At 45.7% G+C, this 23,980-nt stretch carries 21 protein-coding genes; 14 read left to right on the top strand and 7 right to left on the bottom strand.

The annotated features are described in order from the left end of the window. The first annotated feature begins 13 nt into the window (after positions 1-13). From IAQ59_RS01090 to IAQ59_RS01080, 3 genes are all read left to right on the top strand, one after another. Positions 14-577: a LemA family protein gene (locus IAQ59_RS01090; RefSeq protein WP_209328911.1), complete on the top strand. Its 564-nt coding sequence runs from the start codon at positions 14-16 to the stop codon at positions 575-577. Between the two features lie 6 nt (positions 578-583). Beyond that, on the top strand, positions 584-1,525 hold the full coding sequence (locus tag IAQ59_RS01085; RefSeq protein WP_209328910.1) for a M48 family metallopeptidase: 942 nt from the start codon (positions 584-586) through the stop codon (positions 1,523-1,525). Between the two features lie 85 nt (positions 1,526-1,610). Beyond that, on the top strand, positions 1,611-1,775 hold the full coding sequence (locus IAQ59_RS01080; RefSeq protein ID WP_209328909.1) for a DUF1328 domain-containing protein: 165 nt from the start codon (positions 1,611-1,613) through the stop codon (positions 1,773-1,775). 85 nt (positions 1,776-1,860) lie between these two features. Here IAQ59_RS01080 and IAQ59_RS01075 read toward each other — a convergent pair whose 3' ends face one another. From IAQ59_RS01075 to IAQ59_RS01060, 4 genes are read right to left on the bottom strand one after another with little or no spacing between them, the layout of a single operon-like run. After that, on the bottom strand, positions 1,861-2,889 hold the full coding sequence (locus IAQ59_RS01075) for an alpha/beta hydrolase (RefSeq protein ID WP_209328908.1): 1,029 nt from the start codon (positions 2,887-2,889) through the stop codon (positions 1,861-1,863). Continuing rightward, entirely contained in the window at positions 2,886-3,689 is an 804-nt protein-coding gene (gene proC / locus IAQ59_RS01070; RefSeq protein WP_209328907.1) for a pyrroline-5-carboxylate reductase, read from the bottom strand. Before proC ends, IAQ59_RS01075 begins: the two co-directional genes overlap by 4 nt. Positions 3,690-3,717: 28 nt before the next feature. Beyond that, on the bottom strand, positions 3,718-5,349 hold the full coding sequence (locus IAQ59_RS01065) for a M1 family metallopeptidase (RefSeq protein WP_209328906.1): 1,632 nt from the start codon (positions 5,347-5,349) through the stop codon (positions 3,718-3,720). A 13-nt stretch (positions 5,350-5,362) separates the two neighbouring features. Next, positions 5,363-6,124 carry a creatininase family protein gene (locus IAQ59_RS01060; protein ID WP_209328905.1) on the bottom strand — a complete coding sequence of 254 codons (762 nt, stop codon included), beginning with the start codon at positions 6,122-6,124 and terminating at the stop codon, positions 5,363-5,365. Between the two features lie 171 nt (positions 6,125-6,295). Here IAQ59_RS01060 and IAQ59_RS01055 point away from each other — a divergent pair, with 171 nt between their 5' ends. Both IAQ59_RS01055 and nagA read left to right on the top strand, forming a co-directional pair. Next, positions 6,296-7,144, top strand: a complete 849-nt coding sequence (locus tag IAQ59_RS01055; RefSeq protein ID WP_209328904.1) for a sugar phosphate isomerase/epimerase family protein — start codon at positions 6,296-6,298, stop codon at positions 7,142-7,144. A gap of 410 nt (positions 7,145-7,554) precedes the next feature. Further along, positions 7,555-8,748: an N-acetylglucosamine-6-phosphate deacetylase gene (nagA, locus tag IAQ59_RS01050; protein ID WP_209328903.1), complete on the top strand. Its 1,194-nt coding sequence runs from the start codon at positions 7,555-7,557 to the stop codon at positions 8,746-8,748. 4 nt (positions 8,749-8,752) lie between these two features. Here the strand turns inward: nagA and IAQ59_RS01045 are convergent, their stop codons facing one another. Then, positions 8,753-9,754, bottom strand: coding sequence for a Gfo/Idh/MocA family protein (locus tag IAQ59_RS01045; protein ID WP_209328902.1), 1,002 nt, complete (start codon positions 9,752-9,754; stop codon positions 8,753-8,755). Between the two features lie 510 nt (positions 9,755-10,264). On the opposite strand from IAQ59_RS01045, the gene IAQ59_RS01040 reads away from it, so the two are divergent. The 5 genes from IAQ59_RS01040 (at position 10,265) to IAQ59_RS01020 (ending at position 17,342) form a co-directional block, all read left to right on the top strand. After that, positions 10,265-11,662: a Gfo/Idh/MocA family protein gene (locus tag IAQ59_RS01040; RefSeq protein WP_245189346.1), complete on the top strand. Its 1,398-nt coding sequence runs from the start codon at positions 10,265-10,267 to the stop codon at positions 11,660-11,662. A gap of 256 nt (positions 11,663-11,918) precedes the next feature. Beyond that, entirely contained in the window at positions 11,919-12,794 is an 876-nt protein-coding gene (locus IAQ59_RS01035) for a thioredoxin family protein (protein ID WP_209328901.1), read from the top strand. A 151-nt stretch (positions 12,795-12,945) separates the two neighbouring features. After that, entirely contained in the window at positions 12,946-14,052 is a 1,107-nt protein-coding gene (locus IAQ59_RS01030; RefSeq protein ID WP_209328900.1) for an SGNH/GDSL hydrolase family protein, read from the top strand. A gap of 53 nt (positions 14,053-14,105) precedes the next feature. After that, a complete protein-coding gene (locus IAQ59_RS01025) occupies positions 14,106-15,530 on the top strand; it encodes a DUF1593 domain-containing protein (RefSeq protein WP_209328899.1) in 1,425 nt (474 codons plus the stop codon). 564 nt (positions 15,531-16,094) lie between these two features. After that, on the top strand, positions 16,095-17,342 hold the full coding sequence (locus tag IAQ59_RS01020; RefSeq protein WP_209328898.1) for a PIN-like domain-containing protein: 1,248 nt from the start codon (positions 16,095-16,097) through the stop codon (positions 17,340-17,342). Between the two features lie 134 nt (positions 17,343-17,476). On the opposite strand, the gene IAQ59_RS01015 is transcribed toward IAQ59_RS01020, so the two are convergent. Continuing rightward, positions 17,477-18,583, bottom strand: a complete 1,107-nt coding sequence (locus IAQ59_RS01015; RefSeq protein ID WP_209328897.1) for an amidohydrolase family protein — start codon at positions 18,581-18,583, stop codon at positions 17,477-17,479. A 220-nt stretch (positions 18,584-18,803) separates the two neighbouring features. Between IAQ59_RS01015 and IAQ59_RS01010 the strand changes: the two genes are divergently transcribed. Both IAQ59_RS01010 and IAQ59_RS01005 read left to right on the top strand, forming a co-directional pair. Then, positions 18,804-19,907 carry an acyltransferase family protein gene (locus IAQ59_RS01010; RefSeq protein ID WP_209328896.1) on the top strand — a complete coding sequence of 368 codons (1,104 nt, stop codon included), beginning with the start codon at positions 18,804-18,806 and terminating at the stop codon, positions 19,905-19,907. 102 nt (positions 19,908-20,009) lie between these two features. Beyond that, positions 20,010-21,419, top strand: a complete 1,410-nt coding sequence (locus IAQ59_RS01005) for a Gfo/Idh/MocA family protein (RefSeq protein WP_209328895.1) — start codon at positions 20,010-20,012, stop codon at positions 21,417-21,419. A 67-nt stretch (positions 21,420-21,486) separates the two neighbouring features. On the opposite strand, the gene IAQ59_RS01000 is transcribed toward IAQ59_RS01005, so the two are convergent. After that, positions 21,487-22,341, bottom strand: a complete 855-nt coding sequence (locus tag IAQ59_RS01000; RefSeq protein WP_209328894.1) for a 3-keto-disaccharide hydrolase — start codon at positions 22,339-22,341, stop codon at positions 21,487-21,489. A 195-nt stretch (positions 22,342-22,536) separates the two neighbouring features. On the opposite strand from IAQ59_RS01000, the gene IAQ59_RS00995 reads away from it, so the two are divergent. Both IAQ59_RS00995 and IAQ59_RS00990 read left to right on the top strand, forming a co-directional pair. Further along, positions 22,537-22,902 carry a helix-turn-helix domain-containing protein gene (locus tag IAQ59_RS00995; RefSeq protein WP_209328893.1) on the top strand — a complete coding sequence of 122 codons (366 nt, stop codon included), beginning with the start codon at positions 22,537-22,539 and terminating at the stop codon, positions 22,900-22,902. Between the two features lie 3 nt (positions 22,903-22,905). After that, complete coding sequence (locus IAQ59_RS00990) at positions 22,906-23,979, top strand: DNA adenine methylase (protein ID WP_209328892.1); 1,074 nt, start codon at positions 22,906-22,908, stop codon at positions 23,977-23,979. Position 23,980: the final 1 nt, after the last annotated feature.

The raw sequence follows: 23,980 nt of genomic DNA, 5'->3' as shown, positions 1-23,980 counted from the left end.
AAACATAACCCCTATGAGCACTACATGGATTGTCCTTATCGTTGTCATCGTATTGGCGCTTTTTGTCATTTCCCTTTATAACAGGTTAGTGGCGCTGAAGAATAATCGAGAAAACGCTTTTGCGGATATCGATGTGCAGCTTAAACAACGGCATGACCTCATCCCCCAACTGGTAAATACGGTTAAAGGGTATATGGAACATGAGGCTGGTGTACTCACTCGTGTGACCGAAGCGAGGTCACGCGCAATGAATGCCGGCAGCATCGAAGGTAAAATTGCCGCTGAACAAGAGCTAGGCACGGCACTGCAAGGATTGCGCATTCAAGTGGAAGCCTATCCGGATCTGAAAGCAAATACCAATTTTATGCAGCTTCAGGCGGAGATATCGGACGTGGAAAATAAATTGGCGGCGGTTCGGAGGTTTTTTAACTCCGCCACAAGAGAGTTCAATGTGGCGGTACAGAGTTTTCCTGCTAATCTCATTGCGGGCATGTTCGGGTTTCATACCGAACCAATGTTTGATTTGGGTGGATCAGAGAGAGACCGTATGGACAAAGCCCCAGAGATCAAATTTTAACAATTTATGGCTCAGTATGTAGGGATTCACACCCAAATCCGCCGAAACAATACCCGTTCGGTTTTGCTGCTTTTGGGCTTTCCTTTGTTAGTCCTTGCGGCGGTCTATGCGTTCCTTTACCTCACGACGCCTCAGTACGAGACCGGGCCTGCTTACGATGTCAACGAGGTTTTTGTACAAACCATCCCGGGTGTACTGATCGCAGTGGCCATTTGGTTTGGTATTGCTTTTCTGTTTCACAGTCATCTGATCAATAGTGCAGCTGGTTCTAAAAGTCTGGAGCGAAAGGACAATATGCGGGTGTATAACTTAGTAGAAAATCTTTGTATGAGCAAAGGAATGCGGATGCCCAAAGTGAATGTAATTGAAGATCCGGCGCTGAATGCCTTTGCCAGCGGCATCAATGAAAAAACCTATACCGTCACATTGACCCGGGGAATTATTGACAAGCTTACCGATGAAGAGCTAGAAGGAGTCATCGCCCATGAGTTGATGCATATCCGGAATAAGGATGTGAGGCTTTTGATTGTTTCGGTCATTTTTGTGGGTATTTTTTCCTTTGTGGCCCAGATTTTATTCCGCAACATGATCTATGGAGGCGGAAGAAGGCGAGAAAACAAAGACAACAGGGCTATTTTGATTGCCATGGTGATTGCGTTTGTCGCTTTTCTGCTAAGCATGTTATTTCGATTTGCCATATCCCGCAAGCGGGAATACATGGCCGACAGTGGTGCTGCCGAGATGACGAAAAACCCTATGGCGTTGGCTTCAGCATTGCGTAAAATTTCAGGAAATTATCGGGTTGCCTCGGTGAAAAGTGAGGATGTGGCGGAGATGTTTATTGAGAACCGACCCGATAAATCTTCGGGAATAATGAGTATGATCACCGGTCTTTTTGCTACGCACCCGCCTATTGAAAAACGGATTAAAATACTGGAACAATTTTAATTCAAAGGGAAATAATTTTCCATTCGCTCATTCGTGGAATAGTGTTTGTAACGTAAGGGGTATAACTAACCAAACGTTTTACGCTATGATAACTTGGATCATTGTTTTTCTGGTACTTTCATTGATCGCTGCTATCTTGGGATTCACTGGGATAGCTTCTGGGTTGGCCTCTTTAGCAAAGGTGATTTTCTACTTGTTTCTGGTATTACTGGTAATTAGTTTTATTATCGGAATAGCCAGTGGCTTTTAATAAGGTTTCCCTAGAAGCGATTCATAAATGGCCCGTTTGTCTACAACGGCAAACGGGCTTTTAGGGATCCGTTGTATGGTTTTTCTTATTCAGGTAAGAGGCTTGGTATCGTTGCTTGGGGAACGTTCACTACTTCCGCTAGAAATCGGATAGATTCTTCCAATACACCCTCCCAATCCTTGGACGTAATGCTGGAAGCGATTACATGGTCTCCTGATTCGGGAAAGGCCTTTTTAACCTTTTTAGCTTCAGGGGTTGAGATCGCCTCAAACATTTCCAACATGGCAGGTACCGAAACTACTTTGTCCTGATTTTCTTCGTCTTTGTAGTAATATGCCATCAATATCGGCTGTGATACTTTTGAAAAGGTACTTGGGGTCATGGTGCTGCGTAGCATAACTGCTAGACTGGTGTAGGCATTGATATGGTACCGGTTAGCCCAATATTTGGCCTTATCTCCCTCTCTTGGCACTTCCTGTACGCCTTGGTCATTTGTCATGGTGGCTTTCATTAACTGTTTCATCCAAGGCTGAAAAAGGGGTTCCAATTGATTTCCATACTCCACAATGCAGGGGGAATAAAGCAACACCGCGTGTATTTCGGGGCGTTCGGATGCTAGTATCAAAGACAATGCACCTCCCATACTGGTCCCTATCACAATTACGCGATCTCCCAGCTGGGCGGCAACGGTGTAGGCATCTCGCACTCCTTGAACCAATTTTTCGGGACTGAGGTATTCAAATGCATTTTCCCGGTCGATGCCGTGTTCGGGAAGGCGGGTGAGAAACAGATTGGCCCCAAAATGCTCGGCAATCGTCCGGTGTACCGGGTCTCCCTCCATTTGACTGGCACCGAAGCCATGTACATACAGGATGCTATACGGTGTCTTTGACTTTTCTTGGGGGTTAGCCCAAACAATGCGGGCTTCGTTGTTGGGTTTAAGCCCCACTACTGAATCTTCGCCCTGTTTGACGTAGGATTCCAGCAATGCCAAATCACTTGGCACTTCGGGGTACGAACCACTAAGGTCACGGGTGCTTTCCTTGGGGCCTACCATAAAAACAATGGCCAGTACTACCGAAGCACCCAATAGCCAAACAAGAACCTTCTTCATCCTTTTTCAATTAATCGGTACGATGCCAATACCCCACGGACCATCGCAGCGCTAAAGCCATGATGTTCCATTTCATTCAGCCCCTCAATGGTACAGCCTTTGGGTGTAGTTACCTTGTCAATAGCAGCCTCGGGGTGGAGTCCCTTCTTTTGAATCAATTCCGCAGCACCCATCACCGTTTGGGTGACAATTTTATTTGCCGTTTTCGCGTCAAATCCGATTTGAATACCTCCCTGCGTCATTGCACGCATAAAGCGCAACACGAAGGCAATCCCACTGGCCCCAAGTACGGTGGCTGCTTCCATCAGGTGTTCCTCGATTGTGATACATATCCCGATACAGCCAAACACTTTCTTCACCATGATTTCGTCGTCCTCGCTGAAGTTCGCCCCGCAAAGACAGGTAACGGATGCTTGTATATCCGCCGCTATGTTGGGCATGACGCGAAATGCCGAGGTGCCAGCCTCCAGGTGATCGGCCATAAAGTCTAGTGTGATGCCCGTAGCCAGGGATACGACTATTTGTTTGTCCTTAGATAATACCGGTTTAATTTCCTTTAAGACAGCGGACACATTGTAGGGTTTTACCCCCAAGACTACCAAGTCTGCGTCTTTTGCGGCTTCTTTATTGTCTGCCAAAACCGTGATTCCCTGGGATTGTAAATAAAAGAGGCTTTCGGGATGTCGTTTTGTGACCACTAGATTTTTTCCGGTAAAATCGGGACTGTCCAGTAAGCCGTTGACTATAGATAAACCGAGGTTTCCACAACCGATAATGGCGATTTTAACGTTTTCTTGCATTTTCGTTTTATAATTTTTCTCCGATTGATTACCGGCTATTTTGTTGAAAGATATACAGGTTAGGATCTATTTCAAACGGGGTATGGGGATTCACTTGATCGGTTACTTGCCATTCATTGATTACATGGAGTGTGTGGGTAGTGTCCCCCTGTACCACACGTACAGGCATGTAAAATCCGGCTACCGTCTCTGTCCAACGATAGGCTAGCTTGCCGTTTTCGGCTTTCCATTCCAAGATGGGTACATCAGCCGTACGGAGGTATTGGTCGAAGAAGGGGCCAAGCGGTAATCCACTTTCCCGTATGAGGAAATTTTCTACCTCTTTTGAAGTGGTAGTAGAATGGTAAAATTCACGATTCATCTGCCGAAGAATATGCCGCCATTTTTCATCGTCATTTACCCATTGGCGCAGGGTGTGTAGGATGTTGGCACCTTTAAAGTACATATCTCCGGATCCGCGCTGATTCAGGTCATAGATCCCAATGATGGGCTTGTCATTCCGGATGACCTGCCTGGCACCAATAATATATTCATTTCCGGCCTGTTTCCCATAATGGTAATCGACGAATAAGGCTTCGCTGTAGGTAGTGAAACTTTCGTGTATCCACATATCGGCGATGTCTTTGTAGGTAATATTGTTGGCAAACCATTCGTGGCCCGCCTCGTGAATGATGATGTAGTCAAAAGTCATCCCCCATCCAGTTCCACTAAAATCCTTTCCCAGGTACCCTTTTTGGTATTTATTGCCGTAGGTAACCGCACTCTGATGTTCCATTCCCAAGTAGGGAACCTCAATAAGTTTAAACCCATCCTCATAAAATGGGTAGGGACCGAACCAATACTCAAAAGCACGCATCATCTTCGGAGTATCTTTGAAATGTTCTTTGGCTTTCTCTAGGTTTTCCCGAAGCACGAAATAGTCAAGGGTCAAAGGACCCTTTTCACCCACATAGATCTCACCAAATTGTGCATAGTCAGCTATACTGATGTTTACTCCATAGTTATTGATCGGATTGTCCACATACCATTGAAAGGTTCTGGTATGATCGGGGTGTTCAATCACGTTTCTCAACCGTCCGTTGGAGATGTTCATCAAGGGCTTTGGCACCCTAACGCTGATTTGCATACTGTCTGGCTCGTCGTACATGTGGTCCTTGCAAGGCCACCAAATGCTGGCACCGTCGCCTTGGTTGGAGTTGGCAATAAACGGGTTGCCATTGCTGTCGGTAGACCAGGTAATACCTCCTGACCAAGGGGGATTGGTGCTTACTACGGGTTCACCACCATACGATACTTCGATCGCATTTAAATCACCCGTCCGCTGCCGTTCTTCCAGTTGCACAAAATACACATTACCTTCACGACGGTAGTTCAGCTTTTTGCCATCCTGCAAAAACGTCTTGGCCTCCATGGGTTCTTGTAGATCGATTTGAATAACTTGTTTGGGACTTAGGACGGTGTAATAGATGGTGTTTTTGCCGACGATTGTCCTGGCGTCCGGGTCTACCTGAATGTCTAGGTCATAGTACACCAAATCCCACCAAGCGCGCTCCGGTGTCACTGAGCCCCGCAGGGTATCCTGTCTCGTAAACTCCTGTGCGTTCAGGTTCATCTGTATAAGCAGTGTTCCGAATAGAACCAAATAGATGAGTTTTTGCATTGTTTTTCGAGGTTTATTCATACCGATTTTGAATGTCTACGGAAGCAATTTCAATGAGAAGCTGACCGAGTTTTTGGCTCACATCCCTGAGGAAGCGCTCACCCTTTTCGGGAGTGGAGCATTTGGGATTACCAATACCGGTATCTTGGGTGACCATCGACCATTTACGCTCCGACCAAGCCCAGCCCTCGCGCAGGCCGCTGATTTTGGATTTTTTTTCCCTTCCTTCTCCGGCTTCTTCTAATGGTAGTACCAGGCTGGGATGTAGGTACTGAATTAGGCTGGTCTCCATCTCATCTGCATGATCGCCCATTTCATCAAAATACTCCGTTTTATCCATGGCCTGAAACCAGTTGCAGGTACTGAAAAACATATCTGGATAAATCAGTCCGATTTCGCGAAGCATGGTTTTGAAATCGTTGCCTCCGTGGCTGTTTAGTATAAGTAGTTTAGGAATTCCCTGTCGGTGTAGAACGGCTACGATGTCTTTCAGAATAGCGAGTTGAGTACTGGGATTTAAATTTATATCCAGGTAAATGTCTGCTTGTCCCGTATTTACACCAAATGGAATGGTGGGTAGGATCATGACCTTGGCACCTGCTTCCCATGCGATTTTTCCGGAAGCTGCCGCTATGGCATCGGCCTCAAATACATCGGTGCCATAGGGTAGGTGGTAATTGTGGGCCTCTGTAGCCCCCCATGGCAAAACGGCCAATTCGATGGACTCATCTTTTAGCGCTTTCCAGTTAGTCTCTGCAAGTATGTAAGGTCTCATTTCCGTGTTATTCGATTTATAGCCTATGCAATTCTGCTGGTGTAAAGAAAGCACAATTTTTGCTTAAAAACCATCCAACTTTTAAGAGAACCCTCTATCTTGCGTTTGCTTCTGTAACAGATTGTAGAACTTTCCAGGGAACATAACTCATAATAAACCAAAATAAACATCATGTCACAAAACAATACTCGAAGAAATTTTATGAAGAAGGGATTGCTGGGTGTCGTAGCCGGTACGGCGATCACCTCATCCCCGCTACCATCGATAGCGAAGCCTTCGAAGGAAGAAGATTCCTTCCACCTTGGATTTGCAGGCTATACATTTGTTCACTTTAACCTGGAGGATACCTTGGAGATGGTTAACAAATTGGAGGTAAATTACCTGTGTATCAAGGATTTTCATCTTCCGCTAGATGCCAATTCAGACACCATTAAGGCCTTCCATGCGCAATTGGCGGCATCCAACGTGACAGGCTATGCGGTTGGGCCTATCTATTGCCGCACCCGAGAGGAAATGGATCGGGCTTTTGAGTATGCCAAAAGAGTAGGTGTAGACCTGATCGTAGGTATACCGCTTCATGAGGATTTGCCCTATCTGGACCAAAAAGTGAAGGAATACAATATCCGTTTTGCTATCCACAATCACGGTCCGGAAGATAAGCTTTATCCGAATGCGACCGTAACGGTGAACCTTATCAAAGATCTGGACAAGCGCATCGGGCTTTGTTTCGATATGGGGCATAATATTCGTGATGGCCACGATCCCATAGCAGATCTCAAGAAGTACAAGGACCGCATTTTTGACATACACCTGAAGAACGTAACCGCTGCTGCAGCGGAAGGCAAGACCTGCGAACTGGGTAGGGGAGTGATTGATATTCCAGCTTTTGTAACGATGCTACGTAAGGTGAAATACACGGGAAAGGTTAGCTTGGAGTATGAAAAGGATATGAAAACACCACTACAGGGAATTTCTGAGTCTGTGGGATATTACCGAGGTGTAGTGGCCGCACTTGGTTAGTCCGCTTTCCTCGGGTTTATAGAATTGCACGATGATCAGCTTTCTTGGATGAGTAATCCGGGAAAGCTTTTTTAATGGCTATTAAGAACGGAGAATCCGAGCAAAGCCCGGCCTGAAAAGCCCTAAGTAACTCAAAAGCAACCAAAAACCCCGCAAGCAAAGCCTGTGGGGTTTTGAGTAAGTTAGTAGGTTAATTCCAACAATAAAGGAAGACAACGTAATTGTTGGAATACAAATATATGGTTTTACCAACTAAAAAAAATCTTTTTTAAAGTTAAAATTTATAAAAGTTTTCTATCCTCTGGTAATCAGTCCAGATGGATAGGCTTATCTGTCAGGTTCTTTCATCCAAAACCAATAAAATTCCTACTTTTGTAGGTGAAGTAACTTCAATGGGTAGTAAACAGACAATGAGCAAAGATTTTCAGATTATAAACGGAAAGGTTATCACTCCCTTCGAGGTGTTGTCTGAGGCTAGTTTATGGATAAAGGATGGCAAAATTGCTAAAATCGACAGAAACAATGGGCTGATCCCAGGCATTCCTGAATTGGATGCTCAGGGTCACTACGTTTCCCCTGGTTTTATCGACATCCACGTACACGGAGGTGGGGGGTGTGATTTTATGGACGCAGAGGTGGAGGGGTTCCTTCAGATTGCGGAACTGCATGCTAGATACGGCACCACTGCCATGGTTCCGACCACCCTCACAAGCGAGTCGTCTCATTTGTTCCGTATTTTGGAAATCTACGAAAAAGCGCTCGCTGTAAATAAGCGGGGGGCATCGTTTCTGGGGCTACATTTGGAGGGTCCTTACTTTTCGATGAATCAGCGCGGGGCGCAGGATCCCAGATATATTCGCGATCCAGATCCCAGGGAATATGAGCCCATATTGGCAAAAGCCCATTTAATAAACCGCTGGAGCGCAGCTCCCGAAAGAGACGGTGCTTTGGCATTTGGCCGCAGACTACGGGAATGCGGTATACTCGCCGCAATCGCCCATACCGATGCGGTGTATGAAGAGGTGTTAGCGGCCATAGAGAGTGGCTATTCTTTGTCTACCCACCTGTATTCGGGGATGTCTGGAGTTACCCGCAGAAATGCTTTTCGTTTTGCAGGAGTGATTGAAAGTTCCCTATTATTGGATGAACTGGATGTGGAAATAATCGGTGATGGGGTACATTTGCCCGCACCCTTTTTAAAGCTCATTTATAAGATAAAAGGGCCTGATAAAATTGCACTAATTACCGATGCCATGCGGGCTGCAGGTACTTCTTCCACGGAGAGTATCTTAGGCCACAAGGAGGATGGGTTAGCAGTCATTGTTGAAGATGGCGTTGCCAAACTGCCGGACCGCAGTTCTTTTGCGGGCAGTGTAGCTACTTCTGACCGGCTCGTTCGCACAATGATGAGGGAGGGAGACGTTCCTTTGATTCAAGTTATACGGATGATGAGTACCACACCCGCGAGAATTTGCGGTGTGCAGCAGCGGAAGGGATCACTAACCGTAGGAAAGGACGCAGATATCGTGGTCTTTAACGACGATATCTGCGTGCAACATACCATAGTCGAAGGGAGAATAGTGTATTCGGTAGGCGGATTATAACCTTTTACGTCAAGTTTACCCATCGTTCCTCCTTGGCTGCCTGAAAGATTGCCTGGAGTATTCGCGTGTTTTGATAGGCAGATTCCAAGCTAACCGGTACATCGGTATTCTGTAGTATCGCTTGCGAAAATTCCTCTGCCTGTTCCGTATATTGGTCACTTACCGGAAGTTGTAGCACCTCCACTTGATGTCCCAAAATATCCCCGTGGTGGATATGTAGTTCGTTGGGCTGATCTACCGGGGCATTAAAGGGTATGCGCACTTCCAGCGCCTTTTTTTCGCCATAGAACATCATCCGCTGATAGGGCATTAGCTGGGTACTGATGGAAAAGGTCATTTGAACCGACGGGTATTGCAGGATGACTGATCCTACTCGGTCAGTCCCAAAGTCCGGATCAAAATCGAGTAGTGCGGCTAAGCGCTGCGGTTCTTCGCCCAAGGCAAAACGGGAAGTGAATACGGGGTAACATCCTATGTCCCATACCCCACCTCCACCATTTTCCGGGATATTCCGAATATTATCTTTTTGTCTATTGAAGTAACTGAAGAATCCCTGCACGGCACGCAAGGTACCTAGTTGCCCGCTAGCAATGATTTCTCGAGCCTTTTTCCATTGAGGGTTTGATGCCACCATAAACGCTTCACCCACCTTTACGCCTGCTTTATCCCTAGCTCGCATGAGCAACTGTACGTCTTCCGTATTCAGGGCCAACGGTTTTTCACAGAGTACATGTTTGCCGGCTTCGATACATTTCAAGGTATAGGGTATATGCAGGTCGTTTGGTAGAGGGTTATAGATTACGTCGATGTCCGGATCATTTATCAATGCTTCGTAAGATCCGTAATACTTCAAAATTCCCAAGCTTTCTGCAGTAGCTTTGGCCTTTTCGTAACTTCTCGAAGCGATGGCGGTTACTTCGTAATGTTCCTTTCCCTGCATGGCGGGTATCACTTTTTCGCGGGCGATTTTGGCGGCGCCAAGCACCCCCCATCTGATTTTTTGCATATGGTATTATTCTTTTATGGTGAAATGTTGTACGCTATTCAAGCTGGAGAAGGGTGGTACGTTCACGATGTTCGGTACCATTGAAGTGGTGTAGTCGGAACCAAGAGGATGTGAACAACCGGAAAAAAGCTCCGATTACGTGATATTTCCCTATTTTCCTGCCATCCAAGTTAGGAAATTTGGGTTGGAATAAGGCGTAAAGCCATGCAAATTATTAAAAACGATTATAAATAAGCATCAATAGGGGGGTAATCCCTTAAGGAGGTAAATGAAATAAAGCGCTAATTTTGAATTAAATTCATTATAATATATTGTTTAGTTGGGTATAAATGTGCGATTGTAGAATTTTGTTAACATGTGCTGTTTTAGCTAAATGTATTTTGAAGGTTGGTCGAAATATATTTTTTGTTGACAAAACCCAAAATTCTGGCTAAAATGCAAACGTTTGCACAAATATGCTGTGCGGGTGAAAATGTCTAAAAATTCAGCAGTTTCTTAATTTTAATAACCATGGAAAGTAAGTTATCAAGAAGGTCTTTTCTCCACGCTGTGAGCATGCTGGCAGCAGGCACTGCCTTTGCTGCGCCGTTGACAGGCTTTGGGATGAACAGAAAAATGCGCGTAGTGCTGGTGGGTACCGGTGTAAGAGGTATTTCGTTTTGGGGTAAACGTCTTGTGGAGCAATATGGGGATTTGTTGGAGTTCGTAGGGCTAAGCGACATCAACCCAGGGCGGTTGGCCTACGGCAAACAGTATATGGGAGTCAGTTGCCCAACGTTTGTTAATTTTGATGAGATGCTCACCAAAACCAAGCCAGACCTAGTAATTGTCACCACCAAAGACTCAACCCACCACGAGTTTATCATTAAAGGGCTCGAGTTTGGATGCGATGTGCTTACCGAGAAGCCATTGACCACGGACGAAAACAAATGTCAGCAGATTCTGGATGCTGAGCGAAAGTCCAATAAGAACCTCATTGTAGGATTTAATTACCGATGGAGTCCCTATATCACCAAAATTAAAGAGCTGCTCCAAAACAAGGAAATAGGTGAAATTACCTCTGTCGATTTCCACTGGTACCTAAACATTCACCACGGTGCTTCTTATTTCAGACGATGGCACGGTGTTACTGAAAACGGAGGCTCACTTTGGGTACATAAAGCCACACACCACTTCGACTTGTTAAATTGGTGGCTGGATTCTGATCCTGAGGAAGTGTTTGCTTACGGAGCCTTGGAGCATTATGGCAGCAACGGCCCATTTCGAGGCAAAAGTTGCCGATCCTGCGCCCATAAGGCTAATTGCAGGTATTATTGGGATATTTCCAAGAGTCGTCATGAAATGAATCTCTACGCAAACAATGAACATCATGATGGCTATATTCGAGATGGTTGCGTATACCGTCATGAAATCGACATACACGATAAAATGTCGGCGCAGATCAAGTATGCAAATAAGGCCGTTGTGAACTATTCTTTGACTACCTATAGTCCCTACGAAGGCTGGAAGGTATCTTTCAACGGCCAAAACGGACGAATAGATGCTTGGTTGGATATCCCATTTATGAGTAAGGAAAACTTGGACCAGGAAGCGTTGCACGCAGCAGAGATGAACCAAAACCTGGACGATATGAATCAAGAGCCATTGGTGGTACACAAGAATTTTGAAAAGCCCCAGTTCGTCAATGTGGTGAGCGAGCGGGGTGGCCACGGTGGTGGTGACCGTAGACTGCACGATAAAATCTTCAAAAACCCCGATGCGGAAGATCCCTACAAGCATTCAGCAGGTATCAGGGACGGTGTGATGTCGGTGCTGATTGGAGTGGCCGCGCGCAGAAGCATAGAGCGTAACGCCCCGGTAAAAATCGCCAGTCTGACTGATCTTAAGCCGACGGCTGACAGGTCCTAAGGTTCCAGACAGGTGAGTTGATACATTATGAAATCCCCCTTCGATCATCCGGAGGGGGATTTTTTTTAAGGTTAAAGGGCGAAAGCTGTAACTTTGAGCAGTAAGTGGTAAATTAGGGATGGGAATTGCACGGGTTAGATTCCTAGATTGACCTGAGGCCAAGGTTTGTGCCTTTTTTCGGTTGTGCCCTAACCTATGGTTTTTATTGAAATGAATTAGGTTAATATCCTGATTTTGAAAGGTATATAAAGATGATATGAATGATTGTAAAACCATATTATTGGTTATTGGGCTTTTTTTTGTGGAATTTACATCAATAGGTCAAGGTGTAGACTTTAAGGCAATCACGCTCAAAGAGGCCTTGGAAAAAGCAAAGGAAGAAGAAAAGCACGTCTTTGTGATGTTCGGGAGTACGCACTGTGGGTATTCTATGATGACCTATCAACGACTGGGGACAAACCGTGAGATCGGCGAATTTATGAACGCTCGGTTCATCAATGTGGCATACGGCCATAAGGACGGGCTGAAAGCTAAATCGATTGGTGAGCTTATGCATTCAGGTATTGACAGCACCAATGTTGTACTGGAAAATAACGAAGAATCAGTCTTGTCGAATTATTTTGTATCCCCTAACTTTTTCTTTTTAAACCCGCAGGGGGAAATTACCTATTTTTTTAATGGTAGTAGGGATATTGAGAAAAGACTAAGGCGGGTTGCGAAAAAGGGACTACTGCAAAAAACCCAGGTTCCTTTATTTTTCAGAACGTATTTTAATAATAGCATGTACCCCAGAACAAAGCGCTCCTTAGAAATGCTGTCGGCCACGATGTTGGCCTATCACCAATTGGAGCTGCCTGATAATCTTGATTTTTCTGACCCCAAATCTGTAGGCTGGGAGGATTTTCACCTTTTGGCTGAAAATGAAAACAACGCCTTGCAATACCTGGAAAGATCGTTGCAGCTGGGCGACTATTATTTTAATCAATTTTTAGCAGCTGTAATTTACGACAAGGTTGGCGACTCCGAAAGGGCTCGATTGCACGCCAAGAATGCCTTGGAAAACTATCCAACCAATTGGCAGACCAAACAAACTGCCTTGATAGAAGCGTTGCTGATGCGGAATTTTTTTTAAATCCAATCAGATTGAGCCCGTCCTTTGATAAGCTAGTCAACCGTCTTCTGAGCTTGTAGGGTACTTCTTAGACGTAGCGTTAGCTATAGAGTCGATGGTTTGATATTTCCCCGTAAATATCCGAACTTGTTGATCTTATCCTGTTTTTCTTATGAAGACAAGCTATACTAGTGCCGTCGTTGCCCTTTTGGTGGTCACCACATTTTTAACCAGTCCTGCGCTGTCCCAGCAGAACCTTAGTTGGATAGATCCTCTTGATTTTTCCCACAGTATCCATGCCCAAGGGTTTGACGGGATTGGCTATAACCGCCTACCTCCGGAAGCCGAAGGAAAAATAAGGGATGCCGTGTGGAATCTCTCCCGCCATTCGGCCGGGCTGGAGATACATTTTACTACCGATGCCTCAGAAATACACGCCCGTTTGGTCCCAACTTCCAGCCGCCTGGAAATGCCTCACATGTCGGCGACCGGAGTGAGTGGATTGGATTTGTACGTTTTGGCCGAAGATGGCAACTGGCAATGGGTGAGGGGAAGCTACTCGTTTAAGGACACCGTTTCCTATACCTTTAAAGTAAATCCGGCTCCGGCGGCAACAAAAGAATATCGCTTGTACTTGCCGCTATACAATGGAGTGGATCAATTGACGTTGGGTGTCGCAGCCTTATCCAAGCTGAGTATACTTCCGAGAGGCGTAGGTAGCTTACCCATCGTGGTATATGGAACCTCCATTGCGCAGGGTGCCTGCGCATCCCGACCGGGTATGGCTTGGCCGGCTATCATGGGCAGACTGTTAGGCCGGGAGGTTATCAATTTCGGATTCTCCGGAAACGGCCGGCTCGAGCCGGAAGTACTGGAGTTTATCCATCAGATTCCGGCATCTGTCTATATCTTGGATTGCCTCCCCAATTTGGTTCCTACCAATTGGACTGAGGAGGATGTGAAATCCCGGTTAAAGACTGCCGTGCTAAACCTTAAAGAGGCGCATCCCGACACGCCCGTCGTGCTGGTGGAACATGCAGGGTATTCCGATGCATTCACGGACCGAGAGCGGGAGTTGGCCGTAAGGCAGGTAAACCGTTGGTCTCAGGATATTTATAACCAATTGCTGGGTGCAGGGGTAGAGGAAATCTATTACCTTTCAAAAGAAGATATTGGTCTCTCCATGGACGCGACCGTTGACGGCACCCACCCCACCGATTGGGGCATGCAGCAATATGCCGATGCATATGCACAGCTTTTGGAAGATATACTCGACTAGGTCAGGTTAAGGCAGCCTGACTCGATAAAAACACTGTACCAAACGATCTACCTATGACGACGATTCACCGATTTGCTTTCTTGATTAACCTACTGTTCTTGGTTGGTGGGACTGTAGCCCAGACGCAGCTAGCATTTGAAAAGCCCGCAAAACAACGGTTGTTTGTACTGACGGACATCACCAACGAGCCCGATGACCAGCAGTCTCTGGTACGTCTGTTGGTGTATGCCAACGAAATGGACATAGAGGGCATCGCAGCCACCACCAGTACCCACCTCCGCAATCAAACCCGTCAGGATAAGATCGAACAGTTGATTCGGGACTACGGGAAGGTCAAAAAAAACCTGGATATCCATTCTTCGGGCTATCCAAGTGAAGCCGAACTACTCGGTGTGGTGCGTTCCCATCTGCCGCTGTACAGCATGGATGGGGTAGGAGAGGGCAAGGACTCCCCCGGATCCGACTTGCTGATAGCCGCGGTGGATAGATCAGATCCCCGACCGCTATGGGTATCGGTCTGGGGTGGGGCCAACTGCCTGGCTCAGGCCCTTTGGAAAGTGCGTCAAACCCGCTCAGAGGAGGAAGTGAAGCGTTTTGTGGAGAAAATCCGTGTCTACGCGATTTCCGACCAGGATTTTGCAGGCCCCTGGATCCGACAGGAATTCCCCGACATTTTTTACATCGTAGATGCCAGTGCGGGGGACAATTGGCGTGAGTACTACAAAGCTACCTGGACCGGGATATCCGGAGACCGATGGTATAAAAATGGGCCCGGGTACTATTTTGAGTTGGTGGACAATCCTTGGTTGCGGGAACATGTGATGGAAGGGCATGGACCGCTGGGGGAAAATTACCTTCCCTCGGACTACATCATGGAGGGAGATACCCCTTCCTTTATCGGGTTGATCCAAAATGGACTGGCTTGGTACAAAAGCCCCACCTACGGGGGATGGGGAGGAAGATACGAGCGGTATAGGTCCTTTGGTGAGGCAGGTAGTATTTGGACTTCCTCGGTGCATACCCAAGACGAGGTGCGTCTGCCCGACGGCCGCATCGAGGCATCGAATCAGGCCACTATATGGCGCTTCCGAAAAGCCTACCAGCACGACTTTGCCGCCCGTATGGATTGGAACATAGCCGATGATTTTACGGGAGCCAATCATAATCCCGTGGTGGTGCTCAATGGAAACGAGGGCAAAGCCTTGGCAACGGCCAAGGTACCCGTTGCGGCGGAGGTGCTGCTAAGTGCCAAAGGAAGCCACGATCCGGATGGGCACGCGCTGAGGTATCACTGGTGGGTTTACCGCGAGGCCGGTGGTACGGGCGGAGATCTGCAGTTTCCTGCCCCCCATGCCGACGAAATACGGTTTTCCATGCCCGATTTAAAAGGCAGGGAGCTGCATATCATCTTGGAAGTAGAAGATACCGGTTTGCCATCCTTGACGTCATATCGAAGGATTGTGCTGTCCAATCCGTGAGTAATTAGGAGTGGTTGAAGAAATATTGTTAATCGCTTTGGTAAAAAATGATCCACTGAAATTTTTTTCAGTGAGGTGGTTTTATCTTTAATGTTGGGGTCAAGTTCAGCTAAAAGAACCAATACCACATCAAGTCGATCAGGTGCCGCACTTGGTACAATGGATCCGAAGCAGCCGCGGTTGCAACAGCGACTACAGGTTAGGCTTGGTGAAATAATCTCTGCGCAGGTGCAGGCAGAACGTCTCTTTTCCGGCACGTGTTGGGTGAAATCTAGGTTGTTCTTTAACTTTAAGGAAAATGGAAAAAGATAGAATGGTTTTATTTGTACTGCTAGCGTGTGCGGGAGGTTCGTTCGGAATTGTTCTGTATTCGTTAGTTGGTGGAGAGGCTACCGGTAAATGGACGCTCACTTCAACTAGCTCGATGTTACTTGGTGTCAGCTTATCGTTAATTGCGTTTTCTCATTTGAGAAATAGGAAGGCAAAGCAGAAGCGGCGGTAGGGTAGGCAGGTGTGCCGATCAAAAGGTAGTGGCAATAATTAGTCAGCTTCAATACAGAAAATATGAGAGACCAATATTCAAAATATTTTATAACAAAAGAAAAAGAGAAATTACTTTGGGATAATTGTGTGTTTGTATTCGATTCTTCTTCGTTACTCAACTTCTACGAATATTCGGAACAAACTGTTATGATTTTTGAAAAAATATTCGAGCGTGCTAAGGGATGTTTATGGATTCCAAACCATGTAGCTTTTGAATTAGATAAAAACAAAGGCAAAGGCTTTCAAAATGCTAAATCACGATATATTAATTTGAACTCTCATTTAAAGAGTATAAAGAATCACTTTGATGAACTAAAGAAAAGAACGAAAAAATCAGATAAGCATCCATATCTCGATCCCCAAATTTTCGACGCACTTGATTCAGAAATTCAAAAATTTGAAAAGGATTTGGATAAACAAGTTCAGCTTCAAATTGAAAAACTGAATCAACAATCAAAAGAGGATATAATTTATAATTCTATATATAGGAATTTTATTATAGGAGAGGAATTTAGTTTCGATGAAATATTAGAAATTATAGAACACGGAAAGTTTAGGTATGATAATCAAATTCCTCCAGGATATAAGGATTTTTCTAACTCAAAGAAAATTGGATTCCAAAAATATGGTGATTTAATTTTGTGGTTGCAAATAATCAAATTTTCTGTGCAAAATAAGAAAAATATAATTTTCATAAATGATGATCTGAAGGAAGATTGGTGGGTTGATTCTTCATCAAATAAAATGTTTATACCTCGAGAGGAATTAATAAAAGAGTTTGCAGATAAGTCTGGACAATTGTTCTGGATGTACAATTCAGGAGAATTCTTGAAAATGGCAAGCGATTATTTTAGTATACCTTCTACGGGAGAAGTATTTAATGAAGTAGATAATCTAATAATTAATTCAGTGGAAAAAACAAATTGGAAAGATTTGATTCAGCGAAATGATATAATTAAGATTGATCATCTAAGTCATGTTTTGTGTAAGCATCCTAAACTTAAATATGTAACATCTTTATCATGGGATCATGAAAAGCATACATTGACAATTTCTGAAATTACAAATCCAAAAATATTATTTCAAGATAAGGAAGTACTAGATCTAACGACCTTTAATTATATAATATTAAATTTTAATGATGATGGATATCAAAGATTACTTAAAATTTGTGTTAACGAATTAACAGGCAAGCTTTCATTAGAAAACATTTTATCTCCTGAGTTGAATAATTTAGATTTTATTATAATTGGAGATGAGAGGGACTGATACTAACCTCACTTTAATTATAGTGGGCGAAACACAGTAAATATAAGAATCAGTATCTTTACAAAAATAGAAGTAGACTGGAATCGAACCATTTCGTTTGTCAGCCTTCTCCAAGCTGGGCCATTTTGCCGGGCTCAAAGCCCCAGCATTTTTTTGGCATTATCGTGGTACACTTTCTTCAATACCTCTTCACTCAGTCCATAGCCGTTCATAGGCCAGTGGTATCCCGAGATCCCCCGGTCGTAAAAATGCTCGTCCTCGGTTTCCATGATCCGAAAGGTGGTCAGGTACATGGCCTCGTTTCTGCCCATGTCGGTTCCGTAGAGTATTCGGTCGGCATAGCGGCTGTAAAACCTGTTTACGGTACGGGGGATGGTGGCTGTTTCCGCATACCTTGCGCTGTTGTCCAAGTAGAGGTTCGGGTATTTGTCGAGCATGTTTCCGACGAGGCTCAGGTCGTAGGAACAGTTACCGTAATGGCAGGCGATAAAGGTGGTCTTTGGGTTTTGTGCTACTGCATCCTCCAGGATTTCCAGCATGCCGGCATGGTCTACGATGCCTTCTTTGTCATCCAGTCTCCAGCGGAAGGCATTCATCAGGCCGTCATTGGTTTCATCCATGGGTTGGTACATCCAGATAGGTTCGGCTACGTGGATATTGATGGGGATATTGAGCTCCGCACATTTTTCCAGCAGGGGCTTCATGCGGGCATCGTTTACGTGCATCCCATAGGCCTTGGTAGGCCGGGAGTAAAATAATCCGGATCCCTTATCGCCCAGTTCGCCTACACCCACCGCTCCGGCGGCTACGCAGCGTTCCAGCTCCTTCACGGCTGCCGGTCCAAATCCCGGCTGGTCGTAGCCCGTATAGTCAAATCCACAGAAAAGTAAAAACCGCCCCTCGTGCCGGGAATACACCTGCATCAGGGAATCGAATTTCGGACCGGTTTCGTAGGTAAGCAGTACCGTTTTGTCTATGCCCACCCGGTCCATGGTTTCCACCCAAGCGTCCAACTCTTCCACCGTGCGGGCATAGGTATGGGAATGCATGTCGATGACCGGGAATTTTGCCTTGCTGATCGGCGTGTGCTGATTTTTGTAAAGGGATACGGGCTTATGGTCTTTGAGAAGCAGTTGATTCACATCGGCTTCTGTTGTGATTTTGGTTTCGGTAGGATCACCGGGAGCTGTGCCGGTGCAGGCTATTGCAAACGATGCGAGTAAAAGCAAAAGGTATCTCATAGGTATTTTTTTATGAATATACCAGTTTGGCCGCAATATCGTATGGATTTCCCAAGTTTTGCCTATTGTTTTCTGCTGAACGGTGTATTTTGAGCCATTCCAAGCAAAGTTGTTTGGGCGTTTGTCGGGAACTAGTATATTTGAAGGTTGACCTTTCTTCGGATTAGTCAATTTGCTTGATCTAAACCTATTTTGAAGCGACTAACGATTTTCCCTCCACATGTCTACACCAAACCTCACAGGCCAACAACGGTTGGTTTCATTGGATGCTTACAGGGGCATCACTATGTTCTTACTGATTGCAGAGAGTGCGCTCTTGTACCGTCACTTGATCGGCATGTTTCCGGAAGATTCCTTCGGGCACAGCCTGATGGTTCAGTTTACCCACCATCCCTGGAATGGACTGAGGTTTTGGGATTTGATACAGCCTTTCTTTATGTTTATCGTGGGCGTGGCCATGCCTTTTTCCCTCAATAAGCGCCTAAGTGCAGGAGGAGACAATTCACAGGTCACCCGGCACATCCTTAAGCGCTGTTTTCTGCTGTTTCTGTTTGGCACCGGTCTTCATTGCGTATACAGCCAAAAGTTGGTGTTTGAGCTGTGGAATGTGCTTACCCAACTTTCCTTTACCATCCTTTTGACCTACTTCTTGTTGCAAAAGCCTTGGAAGGTTCAACTTGGCATATCCGTGGGCCTGCTGATCCTCACCGAGGTGATGTATCGACTATACAACCCGGAAACACCCTTTGTCAAGGGTGAAAATTTTGGCAGCTACACCGATATGTTGTTGATGGGTAAGATCAACGGCGGCGGTTGGGTAGCCATCAACTGCATACCTACTGCCGTGCACACGCTCTGGGGGGCTATGTGCGGTAACTTCCTCCTGAGCCAACGTGACGATAACCAGAAAATCAAAGTCTTTGCGCTGGCTGGACTGGCAAGTCTGGTATTGGGCTATGCCCTGGACTGGACTTCGTTGACGCCGATCATCAAGCGGATCAGTACCACTTCTTTTGTGCTGGCCTCCGGAGGATGGGCCTTGCTTGCCTTGGCGTTGTTTTACTGGCTGGTGGATATGAAAAAGGTGCAATCTTGGACCCGCGGGTTTATTATAGTCGGAATGAACCCGATCTTTATCTATCTATTCGCCAACGTACTTGGATCGTGGCTCTTCGGTTTTGTGGGAATCTTCAATATGGGCGTCTTGGAAGCGATCGGTGTTCCCGAATCGTTCCAAAAGCTGATCAACTCCCTATTGACTTTGGGAGCCATGTGGTACCTGTGCTATTTTCTGTACAAAAAGAAAATATTCTTCAAGATATAAGCACTGTTCATGTAAAAAGAGGACGGGGAATTGGCGATTTACCTTACCTTCCGAGCAATTGATCTACGAAAACCCGATAACATTAATTTTATAGCAGTAAGTATGAGTAACAAAAGAAGAGATTTTCTGAAGATATCCGGATTGGCGGGAATGGGACTGGTTGGAGCAGGAATCAGTGGCTTCAGTCAGGAGCAATTGGACCAGGTTAAGATCCAAAGTCTGAGAAAACACAATCAGCGATTCAACATGTCCGGCTTTGCAGCACCAAAGATAAATACCGTCCGGGTGGGAGTGATTGGGCTGGGCATGCGCGGACCTGGAGCTGTGAATCGGCTAAGCAAAATAGAAGGAGTGGAAATCAAAGCCCTTTGCGATCTACGTCCGGAAATGGTGGATAAGGTGGTTAAGAGTCTCGAGGGCACCCCTCACAAACCTGTGACCTACAGCGGCAGTTCCTATGCCTGGAAGAAGATGGTAGATAGGGATGACCTGGACCTGATCTACATCGCTACGCCCTGGCAGTGGCATACCCCTATGGCGGTGTATGCGATGGAATCCGGTAAGCATGCAGCCACCGAAGTGCCCGCTGCCGTTACGCTGGAAGAATGCTGGCAATTGGTAGAGACGTCTGAGCGTACCAAGAAGCATTGCATGATGCTAGAAAACTGCTGCTATGATTTCTTTGAACTGATGACCCTGAGCATGGCGCGGGATGGCTATTTTGGTGAAATCATTCATGGCGAGGGTGCTTATATCCACGACCTGATGGACCTCAATTTCAAAAAGGGGTCGGGTTATCAGGAAATGTGGCGTTTGATCGAAAATTTTAGAGATGGAAACCTATACCCAACCCATGGGCTGGGCCCCATCTGCCAAATCATGGACATCAACCGGGGTGATCAGATGGACTACCTAACCTCGTTGTCCAGCAAGGACTTTATGATGCAGGCCCACGCCCAAAAGCTTGCAGCCGAAGACTCCTATTACAATTCATTTGCCAACGAAAGATATCGCGGTAACATGAACACCACCATGGTAAAGACCAAAAAGGGCCGGTCTATTATGATTCAGCATGATGTGACTTCTCCACGTCCGTATTCCCGCATTCATTTGGTAAGCGGCACCAAGGCCATGGCGCAAAAATGGCCACAGGAGGGAGTATCCGATGGGCATGGCTGGTTGAAGGAAGAAGATATGAAGGCGTTACAGGAAAAATATACGCCGGAGATTGTCCGAAAAGTAGGGGAGATGGCCAAGCAGATCGGAGGCCATGGAGGCATGGATTTTATGATGGACTGGCGCATGATCGATTGCCTGCGAAACGGACTTCCGTTGGATCAGGATGTGTACGATGCTGCGCTTTGGTCTGCCATAACGCCGCTTAGCGAGTGGTCAGTGGCCAATCGCTCCAACTCGATCGACGTACCCGATTTTACCGCAGGTTCATGGCAATCCAACAAGCCGGTGGACATCACCTTAGCAGGTGGAGGTACCACCGGTGTACGGGTGTAGTTTGTAATACGCTCAATGAAATGGTTTCACCCGAGAAGTGAGCGAATCAGCTTCTCGGGTAATTTTTTTAGTAGCCTTCTGCTTTTCGCAGCGCACGTAGAGCTTCTTCCAATCGCCCCTCCGCTTGGTAGCCGGAAAGGTCGAAGATCTCCACCCGACGAAAGTCGATGGGATGGCTCTCGCTTTGCAGGGAGATATAGCCTTCGGAGATGAGTTGGCCGTCTTTTTTCACGTCTGGATTGTGGTTGCTGACGTTGCCGCCACCCATCTGGGGCTTATGGTAGGTCAATACCGTGTCCCCTTCCAGGATATGGTGGATGATGCTGTCGCCCAGAACCAGAAAATCAGCCACTACCCATTGTTCTCCATGGTAGGTTTTGGAACTGGAGTTCAGGCAGTGGGGGGTAAAGAGTTCGTCGTCGATCACCACGTTGGTGCCGGGTGTACAGAGGTTGGAGGTAGTCCGGTTGTTGGTGCCGTCTCCACCCAGGAGCTGGCCTTCGATGGAGATGGGGAAGTCCTGGTATTTGGTCATGGTTTCCGGTTTCTGACCGTGCAGCATGACGCCCGAGTTGCGCAGGGCCCAGCCTTCGCCTTCGGGGGCTTGTTCGCCCACAAAGCGGTACTCTACGCGGTACAGGTAATAGGAAAACGGTTCGTCATAGAATATATGGCCGTACTGCCGATCAAAGGCTTCGTACCCATCATAGCGTACTTTCATGAGGCCGTCTTCCACACGAAATGTATTGGCAAAATTTTCATCCAGTTCGTGTTTGGCGATTTTGATGCGCCAGTTTTCCAGGTCTTTTCCATTAAAGAGCGTGCGCCATCCGTCGGCCACATTGATTTCTGCTCGTTGGGATGGTGGCCCCGAGCAGGAAATCCAGGCAAGTGCGAAAAATACGATGTAAAGTCTAGTCATTATAGAGCTATTTGGTTTAGGGTGGGAAATTACGGAAAAATGCCGGTCTTTTCTGGTTTTGGGTTGGAAATGGTGGAGAACGGAAAAGCAAGAGGATTAATCTGTTTGTTTCAGGAACTGTTTTACCGTTTTCCTCGACAGTAGACGGTGAAATTTTCCACCTATTCGATTTATTATTTTAATATTTTCGATATATTGCCAAAAAACAGTCAAGTTAAATTTTATCAAGTGATTGAAATGTCAACTTTTGGTGAATTTTTGAGGAAACAAAGGGAATTAAAGGGGCTAACGCAGGACAGGTTGGCCAAAGATTTAGATCTTCCTTATACCGACATCAGCAAAATAGAAAGAGGGAAAAAGAAATTTCCATTTTCGAAACTTGGGGGGTTGGTAGACTATTTTTCCTTGGATTATCAGACGACTAAGGAGCGCTATGTGGCGGATATTCTAATTGAACAAGCCCATAAATATCAGTGTTCAGAAAACGTCTTTGCTGTCGCGGAAGAACAAGCGAGGTATATCAGAAACAAAGGAGCAAAACAAAGCCTACTTAATTTTTAACCTATGGAGCAGCTTTTTATACCCGATCTCAATGAACAGGTGGATTCAAATAGAATGCGGAGCTATCCACTTCTGAGGTATATGGGGAGCAAATACAAACTGATTCCGTGGATTTATGAAACTTTTAGTTCCTTGGAATTTGAGTCAGCTCTTGATGCCTTTTCAGGATCTGGTGTTGTTTCTTTTTTGTTGAAGTCCATGAACAAGAAAGTTTATTCAAATGATTTTCTTCATTTTTCTTCGGTCATTTCAAAAGCCGTGATTGAAAACAACGTAGATCAATTGGATGAGAATGACCTGGAAAGTCTTTTGAATATGGATGGTCACGCGGATGATTTTATTCAGCGGACTTTTGACAAGGTGTTTTACGATAAAGATGACTTGGTATTTCTGGATAAAGTTAGTCACAACATCCGTTGTCTATCGTCGCCCTACAAACAGGCGTTGGCGTACACAGCATTGTTTAGGTCATGCCTGAAGAAGCAACCCAGAGGTGTATTCACCATCTCTGGCAATCTGGATAAGTACAACGACGGAAGGCGGGATTTGCAACTATCAATGGAGTCCCATTTTATTGAGCAAGTGGCGGCATACAATGCTACAGTTTTTGATAACGGAAAGAAGAATGCCTCTTTTAATGGGAACGTATTTGATTTTAGCGAAAAACTATACAAGCCGGATTTGGTATATATGGATCCGCCCTATGTGCCATCGTCAGATGATAATTGCTATACCAAGAGATACCATTTTTTGGAAGGGTTGTCCAAATACTGGGTCGGTGAGGAGATAATGGAGAATACAAAAGTGAAGAAAATCAAAAAGAAATTCACACCGTTTTCTTACAGGAAAACGGCGATTGAGGCATTTGATCAGATGTTTGGGAAATTTGCGCAAAGCACCTTAGTTCTCTCTTATTCCTCTAATGCTTACCCTGATTTAGAGACCTTGGCCGCAATTATGAAGAATCACAAAACAAACATTGAAGTAAGGACAAAGCCGCATAAATATCATTTTGGTAATCATTCAACCGTATCGAGGTCAAAAGTCAGCGAGTTTTTAATCATTGGTAGGGAATAGA

Origin of the sequence: Lunatimonas salinarum, from assembly GCF_017811155.1 — a bacterium.
Classification (GTDB): domain Bacteria; phylum Bacteroidota; class Bacteroidia; order Cytophagales; family Cyclobacteriaceae; genus Lunatimonas; species Lunatimonas salinarum.
The sequence above is the reverse complement of the archived record's forward strand: the minus strand, read 5'-3'. Positions and strand labels throughout refer to the sequence as shown.

Bases quoted from the DNA above. Each gene is read 5' to 3' on its own strand.
- IAQ59_RS01035 (WP_209328901.1), top strand. From the start codon at position 11,919: ATGAATGATTGTAAAACCATATTATTGGTTATTGGGCTTTTTTTTGTG.
- IAQ59_RS01065 (WP_209328906.1), bottom strand. From the start codon at position 5,349: ATGCAAAAACTCATCTATTTGGTTCTATTCGGAACACTGCTTATACAG.
- IAQ59_RS01060 (WP_209328905.1), bottom strand. From the start codon at position 6,124: ATGAGACCTTACATACTTGCAGAGACTAACTGGAAAGCGCTAAAAGAT.
- IAQ59_RS01055 (WP_209328904.1), top strand. From the start codon at position 6,296: ATGTCACAAAACAATACTCGAAGAAATTTTATGAAGAAGGGATTGCTG.
- IAQ59_RS01090 (WP_209328911.1), top strand. From the start codon at position 14: ATGAGCACTACATGGATTGTCCTTATCGTTGTCATCGTATTGGCGCTT.
- IAQ59_RS01020 (WP_209328898.1), top strand. From the start codon at position 16,095: ATGAGAGACCAATATTCAAAATATTTTATAACAAAAGAAAAAGAGAAA.
- IAQ59_RS01025 (WP_209328899.1), top strand. From the start codon at position 14,106: ATGACGACGATTCACCGATTTGCTTTCTTGATTAACCTACTGTTCTTG.
- IAQ59_RS01010 (WP_209328896.1), top strand. From the start codon at position 18,804: ATGTCTACACCAAACCTCACAGGCCAACAACGGTTGGTTTCATTGGAT.
- IAQ59_RS01075 (WP_209328908.1), bottom strand. From the start codon at position 2,889: ATGAAGAAGGTTCTTGTTTGGCTATTGGGTGCTTCGGTAGTACTGGCC.
- IAQ59_RS01085 (WP_209328910.1), top strand. From the start codon at position 584: ATGGCTCAGTATGTAGGGATTCACACCCAAATCCGCCGAAACAATACC.
- IAQ59_RS01005 (WP_209328895.1), top strand. From the start codon at position 20,010: ATGAGTAACAAAAGAAGAGATTTTCTGAAGATATCCGGATTGGCGGGA.
- IAQ59_RS01000 (WP_209328894.1), bottom strand. From the start codon at position 22,341: ATGACTAGACTTTACATCGTATTTTTCGCACTTGCCTGGATTTCCTGC.
- nagA (WP_209328903.1), top strand. From the start codon at position 7,555: ATGAGCAAAGATTTTCAGATTATAAACGGAAAGGTTATCACTCCCTTC.
- IAQ59_RS00990 (WP_209328892.1), top strand. From the start codon at position 22,906: ATGGAGCAGCTTTTTATACCCGATCTCAATGAACAGGTGGATTCAAAT.
- proC (WP_209328907.1), bottom strand. From the start codon at position 3,689: ATGCAAGAAAACGTTAAAATCGCCATTATCGGTTGTGGAAACCTCGGT.
- IAQ59_RS01040 (WP_245189346.1), top strand. From the start codon at position 10,265: ATGGAAAGTAAGTTATCAAGAAGGTCTTTTCTCCACGCTGTGAGCATG.
- IAQ59_RS01030 (WP_209328900.1), top strand. From the start codon at position 12,946: ATGAAGACAAGCTATACTAGTGCCGTCGTTGCCCTTTTGGTGGTCACC.
- IAQ59_RS01080 (WP_209328909.1), top strand. From the start codon at position 1,611: ATGATAACTTGGATCATTGTTTTTCTGGTACTTTCATTGATCGCTGCT.
- IAQ59_RS01045 (WP_209328902.1), bottom strand. From the start codon at position 9,754: ATGCAAAAAATCAGATGGGGGGTGCTTGGCGCCGCCAAAATCGCCCGC.
- IAQ59_RS01015 (WP_209328897.1), bottom strand. From the start codon at position 18,583: ATGAGATACCTTTTGCTTTTACTCGCATCGTTTGCAATAGCCTGCACC.